Below are 12,048 nucleotides of genomic sequence, written 5' to 3'. Positions count from 1 at the left end.
TGCAACTGCCGGCGGCAGCCCGCTGGCCTGTTCCGCGATCAGCTGTCCGGTGATGGCTGCCAGGGTCAAACCTACATGGCCATGGCCGAAGTTGTAGTAGACCTCTGGCTGTTGACGCCGACGCCGAATTGACCCACGTGCTGAAGCAAGACTGACCCACCTCTAAATCTGCACAAATCCCGCATAGGCAATAGTTCGAGAGGAACAGACTGGGTCAGTGACATCTCGGCAACTGGGTCAATTCGGCATTGGTGCCAACAAGTGGGTAAATTCCGGTATTCCAGGGGCGGTAACTTTGTCGATGCCGAGAATTTGGACAAGGCTAACCTTAACTCATCCGATTACAGTCGGATCATTCGAGCAGCTGAAAAGATACTGAACGAGCCCGACATTTCCCAATCCCGTGCTCGGGAAGCTCTTGACGCTGTGATTCGAGCTAGGTCGCTTGGAGCCGATGCCAACCCTGCATGGACGCCAAATGCTCTGAAGGTGCAAGGGATCGCGCATGAGATGCTGAATGAGTTGGGTGAAGCTATCCAGATTTATGAGGAGGCCATCGTTTTGAACCCAAAAATAGGGGTAAAGCGAAGGCTGGATGCGCTGAAGAAAAGGGTCGTGGGAAGAGAGTGAAATCGCGTACAGGACTCCCCTAAAGTAGCCGGAAGTCCTATGCGATTTTCCAATCAACGTGTGCTTAGATCTTTTAAATAGCGCCCGAGGTCTTGGAAAGCGGACGCGCGTAAAATCTCGGCGACTTTGGCCGACCTCTTGTCAGTTTTCGGTAAGAAAACCGCGCATTGATCGCTGTACGGGCGTGGCAGATCCTTCCAATAGTAGGTTGCCTTGAAGCTCATCATGGCTTTGTGTAAACCCATTTGATGTCGGTGGTGAGATGACATCACGAAAATGTCGAAATCACGTGTGAGACTCTCTAGTGCTACCTGATTGATTCCGTGCACTCGGTACCTACCTTTCAGCGGTACTTTGATGTTGAGACGTTTGGCGATGTATTTGGCGGCAGCGAAGTGGTGGGAGCCACCGCTATTCATCAAGAATACGCGACCATCCCACGACCAGGTTTGAAAGTAATCATGATCCTCGCGGCTGATGATACGGATCTCATCCCAGGCCAAGTTCTTAGCCAGTTTCTCTGGAGTGATTTCATCAATCATCTTTTTTGAGTTTTTCTCCACCATCGCGTCCATGCTTTTGAACATGCGAAGGTCTGACTTGGAAGCCGAGAAGCCATCTACGTCCTGAATGTCGCAATTCCATCCCTCAACCTCCCGAGTCGTGCCGAGATTGAGCAAGTCTTCACGCCATACTGACACGCTGCCATAGCTTCGATTGGCCCCTGGGCAGTATCCCCATCCGTTGAGGCTGTGTTTGCTAGGGCGGCTACGCTCATAGGATAGATTGCCAAACTCGTTCCACTTCACCACCTCACTGCTGGAAATACCTTTCTCGTATTCAACCAAAGGCATGTTGAGGCCAGGCTCCCTCGCAATGAGGTTCACCAAGGTGGAGGGATGTCCAAACTCTTCTCTAAGCACATCTACAACAATTTTTGCTGCCGCTTTGAGCATGTGGGTTTTCCTATGTGGTGGGACTGCATTACCAGAATGCACCTGCCATCATCCCGACGCGATCGATTCAATTGTAAGAAACGACCAAAACTCTACACCTCACCCAAGGCTGCATTTGGTGGTCGTTTACGTGATTGGTATGGATTCATGGTTTGGAGGATTTAGGAGTCGTGATGACAAGGACACTGTGTACTGCAATGTTCAGATTCCGATAGCTCAAGGGCGTGAGCTCGTGCTGCTAATGGCTGAGCTTCGAGCATCAGGTAATCACCCTGGGCGAGCTGCAGTTTTTGATGAGATACAGCATGAGCTGAATTCGTCGATTGAGTTCGTCAGCGAGTTGCTCGCTGATGCCGGCGGATATGGCCAACCGTTTCGCTGAAGTTTCGAGAATAATTTGCTTCACTCGCTAAAGTTTTGCCGAAAAAAAACCGTTAGGTATAGAAACCACGCGGAGTGTTGGCGATGAAACCAGTTTCAAGCAAAAAATCTCGATCACCTGATGTCCCGCAAAGCGCAGACTTTGCCCACAAGGCCGTCAACCCTGTGTCTGTTACTACGGAGGACGGACGCACTGTCGCTATGGCACTGGGAGATTTGCAACATCACTTAAGTGCTCGACAGGCCGACGCTATCGCGCAGGGCCTTTTGATGTCCGTACTGCGCACTGACCTTGGAATGATGAGCATGCCTTGGGATGGTGCCAGTCATTTGAATGTGGCTTCTCACAACGGAAGCAGAGAGGCTCTCCGATTTTCGGACGACACGCTCTATCATCCTGGTGCGACGTTCCGTTACTTCGGAATGTGCTGGTCGTTCGAAGGCATTGGTGAAGACCCAGATTATCCTGCAAACGTGCTGTGTGTCCGCACGCTGCATGACGGTGGAATTCTGTTTGGTAAGGGCAAAGATCAGTACCTGCTATCAGCTCAGCAAGCGCTCCAGCTCTGTCACGATCTCAGCGGCTCTGCTTATTCACTGGAGAACAGGTCATGGAGGGTTTGGGACAAAATGATCGATTGGCAAGCTAGGTCGGGCGCCGATGTGACTGATCAAACTCCCGAAGAGAGAGCTCTCCTCAATCACCTCAAAAGCTACAAGATTTATCGAAAGGCAAAACGCAACGCTAGATAATTCAACCAGGCTTTAACCTTGGGGGCCCAGCTCTAACAGCATCTAGGTACCACGTGGTATGACCGAGCAAGTCACTCCGGAAATGCGAGTGACTTGCTGCGCAGCATCGGTCGATTATTTTTTTCTAGGCTTTCCAGCGTCATCACGCTTATCGCGAACGGAACCGTCCTGGTTGCGCGAGCGCGGCTGCACGCCGCCACCTGGCTTCGGAACGGTTACATTAGGGTTTAGCGGTCGTCTGTCAGTCATGTTGTCGTCCTTGTATGTGACTTGAGCATTGTTGGATTGGCTCGACCAAGAACGTACATGCACTCAGGCGAACTAAGCGTTGATGGCGCCGAGAATCAGCGTAGTAGAGAGTTCGCATCGGAGACGTTGCCAAGATTTCACTAGCCGAAATTCCACCTCAAATGAGGCCTTCTGAAGCCATTAAAGGTAAGACGGATGAGATCAGAAAGACTATTGAGTCCTACGGATCGGTCGCACCTGGCATTTTTGGATCTACCGCACGCGCAGAGGATGAAGAGGGAAGTGATCTCGACGTGCTGGCGACCATTCCAGTCGAGATGGCCGGGAAGATTTCTCTCTTTGACATCGCCGATATGCAAGACGAACTCGAGCAGATGCTCCGAGTGGTTGTTGATTTTAACGTCGAAAACAACATGCCAGAAACGTACAGGGCGTCGATTGAGCTTGAGATGATTAAACTGTAGTGGGGACGAAGGGCTAACCATCGTCGATCAGAGGCTCACATTAGGCGTCTACTCATCCTCACGCGTGGTGATACATCCAGGTTCAGCAACCATGCAATCAATGGTCTGTAACGTAATTTTGTGCTTTGTAACACTGCTTATGTTACAGCCAAAAAGTTACGTTACAGGGCTCCTCAGAAAGCGAGCTCAGCGCGCAGGCCGACGGCCGTAGGCGTGCGGATGGAAGCTCATAAAGCCAAGACCGGCGCTTGTGCTAGGGCTTGGTTTACGAGAGCCATCCCAAAAGGGGTATGCCCCAAAAACTGAGCGTCTGAAAGCTACCGAACAGCGCGCTGATCGTGTGTGCGAGGCATTACGCCCATGGCGCAAAGATCATACGTTTTGCGCAACGCCAGCTCGTCGTCAGAAGATACATGGGATTGGGCGAAGATCGTCGACAGGAACCGCTTACGCTCGCCATTAGCAAGCTCAGACCACCCCCTCGGCTGCCCTTGAACATCTGGGACAGCCAGTCGATCAAGAAAATACTCTTCAAGACTGTGCAGCCGCTGCTGGCCATCAAGGAGAATGTCACTGTTCAGCGCTAGAGCGCTGCCCACATCTGCGGAACCGCACCATTCATTCGTGAGGTAACTCCCCAGATCTGCGCCTGACCACACCGCTGCAATGAATCGCGATTTCTGGCCCGCATTCCACACCAGTGACCGCTGCCACGACGATACAGGGATGCCCATTACAAATCGTGCAGCCCAAGGATATCGATCATGCGCAGCGGTTGGATCTGCTTGGTACTTCTCCAAACGACCGGCAAGCACATCAATCGGGTATTGATGAGTCGACGTGGCCAATACCCGCTGAGGCATCTGGATCGTGGAATCTGAGATTTCGTCATCGGCGTATCGCTGAAATTTGATGGACATCGATTTCCTTATGGGAGGGTAAGCACTACAGATTGGTTGGAGTATTGGAGTGGATGTGGTGTCGCCGCCACTCATTAACCTTCGCGATTGTTCGTATATCACGTTCCGCGAAAATGGCGATCTTGTCCGCAACTACAAAGCGCCTTGTAGGTTTCTGGCAAATGCTGCTTATGGGTTCAAAGCTGGTTTTTCACTGTGTCATAAGTATCAGAAACGGTTCGTTTCAAAAAACCTTTAGCCCGAGGAAACGATTTTTTGTGCCCAAGGAGGTTTGAATAGCAGGGAGCTAGCGCGTGGACGTCCTAATGGCAAAGCGCTATTGTCGCAAGCATGAATGAGCGCGAGGTCGCGTGAAGCTTGCAGGAAGGGATAGGCACGATGATTTACCAATGCAATGGATGCAACAGGACTACCTTCGAGACAGCGTGTCCATGGTGCATGGGCTCTCAGATTTCGCCATCATCAGAACTCACTTTACGACACCTCACCCCGCTGGATCCTTCGTTCTATCCAGACTTCCAGTACAGATCCAAAGGCCTGATTAAGGACTTTCTCGGCAAAAAAAAGGAGCAAGCTCAGCTCAACGACCTCCTGAACAATGTATTGAGAAAATACGCGGAGCTAAAGCAGCCTTACTTCACCAACTTCATTCACACCACCCGTGAAAGCGCGGGGAGTGATGACGCAGGTGTGCCTGGCCCTCGACTGGATGGCGTGTACAGCGAGAGGGAGCTGTTCAGGGAGGTCTTGATTCGTAGAGGCTTTGACGAGCTTGAAGGGCTTCCATCTCTCTTGGACAAGCTGCTGCAGACCACCGCCTTCAACTCTGCCTATCTGGGCTTCTCGAGAGAGCTGACCCGCCACATTCGAACCGAGCTCGCCGATACCTTGCGTTCGTGGATTGAAGAGGCCGGCACAACTTTCAGGTCTGACTTGGCTTTGTTCTACTACTACCTATGGGAAAATGACGTTCCCTTTCCCAATGTCCAATTCAATCCCCAGGCTGCCTCTACATCTGGAGTACCACTCCTTCCGCTACTGGCTTTTCGAAATGGCTTGAGCCTTTGTGAGGAGATTTATTTCGACATTCTCGTCGAGCGACTGGGCTCGCAGCTCGAGCATTTCAACCCGAACCAGTTCATCACCATGTATCTGGTGGATGCCATGGACGGGTTTCAATTCGAAGCCTTCCTGGTAGAGATATTCCAGACGATTGGATACGACGTTAAAGAAACCAAAAAGACCGCTGACCAAGGTGCCGATCTTTTCGTCAGCCGCTTCGGCAAAAACATGGTCATCCAAGCCAAGAACTACGCCGGGTCGGTGGGAAATGCCGCTGTTCAGCAAGCCATTTCCGCAAAAGCCTTTTACGGGTGCGACGAGGCAATGGTAGTCACGAATTCCTACTACACAAAATCCGCAAAAGAACTGGCCACCACAGCAGGCGTTCGGCTGATCGACCGGGATGGGCTTCAGAGCTATCTGGATGACTACAACCAGAAACTCATAGAGGTCTTCCAGGCTGAGGAAGAAATTGCATAAGCACAACTTGAATATGGTCTAAGGATCGACTCTGAGGTGCTGAAGCTAACTGCTTAATAAGAGATATGCCCCCGTAAGTCACCAGTAATAATTGCTACTAAGGCATAATATATTAGGGAAGTTCAATGTCGCTTGAGAATTTGAGAAAAAGAAGTGCTCCGTGGAATTGCTTTTCGAAGGTAGATACTCTTGGTTCTTTCGATTTCTGGACACTTACCGTAAGTTTAGACTCCTTAATGCCGAACCATGTGCTGGGGATTGATGCTGCGGATTTTCCCGAAAACAAAACGATAGAATTAGATATGGCAGATTATGAGCGCAAGAGGAAAGTGCTACCTCTAGCTGCTCACGAGTTCACCCATTTTATTGATGCCACGGCTACCGTTTGGGGCATAAATCATCTCTTAAAGTTGGACGAGGTCTATAGTGCATCAACAAGTCACGAGGGGGGATTCGTAAAACTCAAGCGAACATTCGATTATATGAGGCTGATAAGACTTCCAAAGTATTATACGACAGTAGATAAGGCAACGCCCTCAACGAAACCTTGGCGAAGCAATGTTACCAACGGACTGCTTTTCAACAAAGATGGAAGTATAGGTGATCGACCAGTTATATTTGTCCGATTTTGGAACTCCGATGGAGCTTCGCTAGCTAGATCCCCAATATCGATGGTGTCTCTGCTAGAGGCGTCTGCAATGTCGAAGGAAATCGAGATCCGGATTGAGTTGCTTCGTAAATTACCCGCTGCAGAAAGATTGGTCGAAGAGAGGTTGATGAATGATGAGTTAATGGATTATATTTATAACAAGGAAATAACCGAGTATTCGGTTTGTTTTCATTTGTTAGCAAATGTAGTGGGAAGCTCCGATTTGGGTGTAACCTCGCGGGCTGTTGGTTTGCTGGTACGTATTATTCTCAATATGCCCGATGTTGCTTTTGTAACGGCTGGCAAAAGTGTATCGGCATTTGCAGATAAGATTAAAATCCCATATGATTCTCTCGAGGTTGTGCGGCTTAAGCAAAGTCTCGAGCAGCGCAATCATGGCGCAATGTTTTTCCTGTTAGTTGTGCTGCTTGGCCAAGGCGGCTTGAATTCTTTGACTAAGTTTCGGTTGTCACTTAACGCTGCATTGAAATCCGTTGGTTTGAGCAGTGAAAAGCTTCGGAGGGCAGCGGTTGAAGAAGTTTCTGGTGCGGTAAAGTCATTGAGGAATAGTAAGTCCTCGTCGCTCAAAGCCATGGCAGATGCGTCTCTAAAAAACTTTAATTCTATTTATCCAAATAACCTTCACTATCCTTTAAGCTCACTTTCCTTGCCGTCAGCGGTCTTGGGTGACCTTAGTGTTTATAGTTTTCAGGGCGCTCAAGACAATCTGCTCAAGGACTACGATATTGATCAAGCGTACGGCGAGCTTCTTGAAGGGCAAGACAAAGCAGAGGTTTTTGCCGAGGGTTGTGTGTAGGAGTGAGCTCAAACGCGGCGATGTGAGCTGCTGCAAGCAGAGTGTGCAGGTGTCCATCGAGCCACCTTACGCTGCGAGAGAATGACTGTATTGCAAGTCGAAAAGTCCCTTCATTGGGGCTTTTTTTTTTCTGAAAATTGAGTATGAATTTGGCGGCCCCTGCGCAATGCACCATAAGGTCGCTGGGCAAGATGCAATTCTGTCCTGCCACCGCTCCTTCGAGCCTACGGCTCGGCTCAGCACACCAAATTATTTATGCATGGCAGTTGGTGAGTTTTCTGATCCCGAGCCAATGATTGAACCGTGCAATGGAGAAGATGCCGTCTACGACATGATCTTGGCAACTGAAACCGGGGACAGCCTCGAAATGAGCTTTGGCTGGTTCAGGATGCGTTTCACGAAGGAGCAGGCACTATGGCTATGGTTTCATTTGTCGATCGCCGCCAATTGCTTGGGGCAGCACCGTTGGATAGGTGTTATTTAAAATCAGCCTCAGGCCTTAGCCTCAGCGCGAGGCAGGCAAGCGCGCGTGGGAAACCGGTAGGTTACCGCAAGGTTGGTCTAGGTTGTAGGCAGCCTAGTCGGGCTGGGCTTGCCTCATGGCTTCGGGGGTTCAAATGGATGCGCTTGCGCCAAAGATCAACCTATGGAGTATGAGCTAGATACTTTGAAGAATTTCTTCCAGTCGAAGATGTTCGTCTGGGCGAAGAAGCTCCACCGGATCCGCTGCATGCGTGCCGGTAGAGCTGAATTCGTACGTTCGACCGTCAGGGCAGTAACAGCTATCGCAGTAGTCGAGCGCGCCGCAATCATTGAACAGCGTGATAACCCATCCATCCACGTCGACCGTCATCAGTCCGCAGTAAATTTCGTTCCAGCTGGCTGAGGTGACTCGGCGCATTGCACGTGAAGCCAGGGAGGCATCGCGTAGGATTTGGCAGACCTCTCGAGCTGTTAGCATTTCTTTATCCGACATGCGTTCCTCTCAGGGCTATGGATCTTAAACTCTGCGAGGCGTGATGCCCCAGGCCTTGAAGATATGCTTGGTCACTTGGAGCGATGCCAACGACGCATGGTGGACAAGTGCACAGCGGGTGCAGGGTTTCGCGAACGATGCTCGTTGATCAAGAACGATTGCATTCTGGGTAGCGCCCCCAGGTACACACATACTCCCAAAGCAATTTGCGTTCGAGATGCTTAATGTAAGCCGCAGTGTAGGGGGTACCCATGTCTACTGGGCACGCGGAAACCCAAAGCTGCTCAAGCGGTGTCGTTTCCAGCAACGTCATCCGAAAAGTGTTACCACCGGAGTGGCCAGGTCGCTCACTGAATGCCGAAGTATTGAACTGCCGAAGCCGCTCAGCGAGAGTCTGGCCAGTCGTCTCACCGATGTAGATGATGAAGTCATTGTTTACTCGATGGTTGTCAGGCACTTGCTTGCTTCGAGCTATGAAATAAACGCCAGGGAGGTGTTTATCCGGCAGGTCGCTACGGTTCGACCATGGGTGCCAATCACAAAAACCTACTTCACCGTGCATAGAAATTATTTTTCCCTTTCATGTGTGACGAAATGCCGAAGCTCTAATCGCGCCACTATGACCTTGTCCTGAATTTCCATAGGGTCAATGGACATGCCACCACCCGAAGTCACGTTGAGGGTCTTCAGGTTGTTGACCGCCTTGATAAAGGCTTTATCTCTGTTTTTCTCCCGCTCCGAACGATCATCAGTAAACCATGCCATAGCGTTACTCCTTCCTCTCTAACTTGCCTTCACGTTGTGTAGCTTAGGGCGCATCGATTTGCGCCATTGGGGCTCGAACCGCCAGCCCTGCAAACGCCCCCCCAGCATCGACATAGCACGCAAGGTAACACTGGCGGCTAGTGACGTGCGGCGTCGGCCGGGGCAAAGCAGAACACCGCCAGGTTTCGCGTGACTAACCCGCGCTCGGTTCACCGATAAATCGCAGGCATTAGTATGTCTACTTGCCACTATCTTAAGTAGGGGGCATTCTGCCTTCCACTAACAATACATGCCCGGTCATTGACCGGTGTGCTTTCTCAAGCTGCAGTCATGGCGTTGAGATCAAACCACGTGTGCACCGTTTGGTGCATGGACGCAAGCAGGAAGACCGATGGGTTTTTTCACTCAGCAGGAAGAGGACGCCCTTACGATTCGCAGGATGAGCTTGCACGTCGTCGGCGCAAAAACATTTGAAGCCATGCCCGAACGGAAGCCGGAGCACACCGATTTCTTCAAGACCAAGATCGTAGAAAGCGCTGCTGATGCTGTATTCAGCTTCAAGACCAATTCCACGACAAAGATTGAGCTGGAGTCGATCGTCGATCGCTCAACCACGTTCGAGCGAGGGGCGCAAAGCCTGTCCAGGGGATTCAACACTCTCCATGTAGGAGGCAGCGCCGACGGCGTGCTCTGTATGTTCGAACTAGATGTCGGAACTCCAGATACCGTCATTTTCAGCCTTATCAAGTATGACTACAAAATGGCTTTAGAGCAGGACGGGGCCAAGCCAGAGGCTGCTTTACGTCGTATCGTAACGGCGCTAATTGATGACAAAAAAGCTGTTCAGAAAACAGCGCTGGTGCGCGTGGTCAATGGCGTTGCGCAGACCAGTGTTTCGGCGCGGGATCGCAAGAAACAGGCCCCTGACCTGGCTGATTATTTCGAGGCGTTTCTGGGCGTCACCAGGACTATTTCTGACGAAGAGCTGAGCCGAACCGCTAGTACACTGCTGCGTCGGGCATTGCATGCCTGCAGAGATCTTCTCCCCGATGAAGATGTGGCCAAAGCATTCCGAACTGCCAAGGGAATTCTAGGCAAGCGATTGAAGGTTGATGAGGACGCCATCGTGGAGGCGGTACTCTCTTCGGCTGGTGATCCAACTGAAGACAAGGTCGTTCAACGCTTTGAACGCGAAACACGCAGGCGCGTACGAGAGAGCAAGCTTCATCACGTCGAGTTCAAGCCAGACCGTGCGGTGTTAAGGCAGCCTGCCATCAGGAAGCTGAGAACGGTGGAAGGGGTGACAATCATCTTCCCAGACATCGAGAGTGACCCTAACGTAACGATCGAGCCAGTAGCGGGCGGGGGGCAGCGCATTGTCGTAGAGACCAAGAAAATCACGGAGAACAGTCTTGTCGCTGACAGACCTAGCTAGTCTACTCAACCAAGAGACGCGAGCGGGCAATGCATCGGTTACCGAAAGCGATACTGACTTAATCGCGTCGGAGCTTGCGGCTGGTCTGACGTTGCGCTTGCTCTGGCTTGCCAAGGACGCTGGTCTAACTTACTCGACCTATGACCATGAGTACTCTCAATGCGATGAGGCCGACATTGTCGATAACTTCGGCACGTTCCGGTTGAAAGTGAAGAAGCCGCCGAGGTCACCCGAGGATCTGGCTGACGCACTGTACATCATGACTGAAGTCGGGTTTTCGGACTTCCTGCGCAGAGGAAACAAGGCAGGGATTTGGCGAATCCTAGGGCTCAGCGCAGCGTTCAGCTGTCAGGCTCGCGCTTTTGGTAACTGGGATGAGCCACTAACGCTCACACCAGTACCTGCGACAAAATCGCCCCGAATGTTAGTTAAGGAGGCGGCCGATGTTCGCAGCGTACCGGAGGACATTCGGTTGCTATTGCTACAGGGCTCCAATCTCGACGAGCTCGACCCTTTCCATCGACTCTGGGCCGAACATGCCCACGCTTCGCTGACTCGCTGCATTGCCAACGAAGTCAGCGCTGGTGACCAACGTTTAATTTTCAAAGGCCCACCTAAGCTGAGCCTTGAGTTTCAGGAGCGATCGCCGGGCGACTCTTTCAATCTAAAGGATTTCCAGCTTGCTCAAGAGGCGGCGTCCTGGGTCTATGAGAACGCTCGCGAGGCGGAGATGAAGCACGTGCTTCTCTCAACCGAAATCGCCCGCTCTGGGCGTGCCGATGGTGAGGTAATTGCGTACTTCCGAGACAATCTCAATGCTGCGTTAGAGTGCGCCAAAATCGCGTACCAGATGTCGATTTCCGAGATTACCAAAGACACCTTGAAGTCCTTGGGTGATCTACGAAAGGCAGTTACCGATGAGACGTCAAAGGCGACGGACGCGACCCGCCAGACAGTTACTGCCATTACAACAGCGGCGGGTGTGGGCATTGGCCTCGCCGTCGCACGCATCAGCGTTGCGCTCAATCCTTGGCTTATTTTGGCTGTAATGATCATTGTGTGGCTGTATGTGGTGACCATTGCGTGGTCAGGTTGGCACTTTATTCTGGTGCAGCGCGGTCTACGTAAACAGTGGCAGACCAAGCTGTATAGATTTCTATCGGCAGGCGATTACGAAGCGATGGTGACGATACCTGTTGGGCGTTCTGAAACAGTATTCAAGCGGACTGCCATCTCGGGTGTCGGAGTTCTGGCTGCTTGGGTAGTCTGCGTGGTTGTGTTTGCTTTCCTTGCGACACCTTCCTCACCGGTTACGCCAAAGGCTGACCATCCGAGCGAGCACCCAACGGGTAATTTCCTTGAGCCCGGAACACCCCAAGAGCGGCGCCGACCGACTCCGCCTTCAATCGAATATTTCCGAGGCGACTGGGCTTTCCGGACGTATCCGTCCTCTACGATTGAGCTGTATGTATCGCGTCCGGAAGAAACCGGTCTAACATCTTGAGGTAGTC

At 51.5% G+C, this 12,048-nt stretch carries 12 protein-coding genes; 8 read left to right on the top strand and 4 right to left on the bottom strand.

Translation table 11 applies throughout. The features are described from left to right. Positions 1–261: 261 nt before the first annotated feature. The gene (locus ACYZT5_RS07435; RefSeq protein ID WP_462050505.1) at positions 262–630 is read left to right on the top strand and encodes a tetratricopeptide repeat protein; all 369 of its coding nucleotides are present in this window, start codon (positions 262–264) and stop codon (positions 628–630) included. A 53-nt stretch (positions 631–683) separates the two neighbouring features. Here ACYZT5_RS07435 and ACYZT5_RS07430 read toward each other — a convergent pair whose 3' ends face one another. After that, a complete protein-coding gene (locus ACYZT5_RS07430; RefSeq protein WP_462050504.1) occupies positions 684–1,586 on the bottom strand; it encodes a DUF6685 family protein in 903 nt (300 codons plus the stop codon). Between the two features lie 465 nt (positions 1,587–2,051). On the opposite strand from ACYZT5_RS07430, the gene ACYZT5_RS07425 reads away from it, so the two are divergent. Together ACYZT5_RS07425 and ACYZT5_RS07420 are read left to right on the top strand one after the other, a co-directional pair. Then, on the top strand, positions 2,052–2,720 hold the full coding sequence (locus tag ACYZT5_RS07425) for a hypothetical protein (RefSeq protein WP_462050503.1): 669 nt from the start codon (positions 2,052–2,054) through the stop codon (positions 2,718–2,720). 410 nt (positions 2,721–3,130) lie between these two features. Beyond that, the gene (locus tag ACYZT5_RS07420) at positions 3,131–3,433 is read left to right on the top strand and encodes a nucleotidyltransferase family protein (protein WP_462050502.1); all 303 of its coding nucleotides are present in this window, start codon (positions 3,131–3,133) and stop codon (positions 3,431–3,433) included. 317 nt (positions 3,434–3,750) lie between these two features. Here ACYZT5_RS07420 and ACYZT5_RS07415 read toward each other — a convergent pair whose 3' ends face one another. Continuing rightward, the gene (locus ACYZT5_RS07415; protein ID WP_462050501.1) at positions 3,751–4,353 is read right to left on the bottom strand and encodes a DUF262 domain-containing protein; all 603 of its coding nucleotides are present in this window, start codon (positions 4,351–4,353) and stop codon (positions 3,751–3,753) included. A gap of 378 nt (positions 4,354–4,731) precedes the next feature. On the opposite strand from ACYZT5_RS07415, the gene ACYZT5_RS07410 reads away from it, so the two are divergent. The 3 genes from ACYZT5_RS07410 to ACYZT5_RS07400 all read left to right on the top strand — a co-directional run bounded on the left by ACYZT5_RS07410 (position 4,732) and on the right by ACYZT5_RS07400 (position 7,845). Beyond that, positions 4,732–5,895, top strand: coding sequence for a restriction endonuclease (locus ACYZT5_RS07410; RefSeq protein WP_462050500.1), 1,164 nt, complete (start codon positions 4,732–4,734; stop codon positions 5,893–5,895). 125 nt (positions 5,896–6,020) lie between these two features. Next, positions 6,021–7,361 carry a hypothetical protein gene (locus tag ACYZT5_RS07405; RefSeq protein ID WP_462050499.1) on the top strand — a complete coding sequence of 447 codons (1,341 nt, stop codon included), beginning with the start codon at positions 6,021–6,023 and terminating at the stop codon, positions 7,359–7,361. A 166-nt stretch (positions 7,362–7,527) separates the two neighbouring features. After that, a complete protein-coding gene (locus ACYZT5_RS07400; RefSeq protein ID WP_462050498.1) occupies positions 7,528–7,845 on the top strand; it encodes a hypothetical protein in 318 nt (105 codons plus the stop codon). A gap of 174 nt (positions 7,846–8,019) precedes the next feature. On the opposite strand, the gene ACYZT5_RS07395 is transcribed toward ACYZT5_RS07400, so the two are convergent. Then, the gene (locus ACYZT5_RS07395; RefSeq protein WP_462050497.1) at positions 8,020–8,337 is read right to left on the bottom strand and encodes a DUF7693 family protein; all 318 of its coding nucleotides are present in this window, start codon (positions 8,335–8,337) and stop codon (positions 8,020–8,022) included. A 567-nt stretch (positions 8,338–8,904) separates the two neighbouring features. Further along, positions 8,905–9,102, bottom strand: coding sequence for a hypothetical protein (locus ACYZT5_RS07390; protein ID WP_462050496.1), 198 nt, complete (start codon positions 9,100–9,102; stop codon positions 8,905–8,907). A 391-nt stretch (positions 9,103–9,493) separates the two neighbouring features. On the opposite strand from ACYZT5_RS07390, the gene ACYZT5_RS07385 reads away from it, so the two are divergent. Then, positions 9,494–10,537 (top strand): nucleoid-associated protein, encoded by a 1,044-nt coding sequence (locus ACYZT5_RS07385; RefSeq protein ID WP_462050495.1) that lies wholly within the window; start codon positions 9,494–9,496, stop codon positions 10,535–10,537. After that, a complete protein-coding gene (locus ACYZT5_RS07380) occupies positions 10,515–12,041 on the top strand; it encodes a hypothetical protein (protein WP_462050494.1) in 1,527 nt (508 codons plus the stop codon). The genes ACYZT5_RS07385 and ACYZT5_RS07380 overlap by 23 nt, the downstream gene beginning before the upstream one ends. Positions 12,042–12,048 lie beyond the last annotated feature (7 nt).

This window comes from Pseudomonas sp. LB3P14 (assembly GCF_054898045.1).
This window is presented reverse-complemented; position numbering and strand designations above follow the sequence as displayed.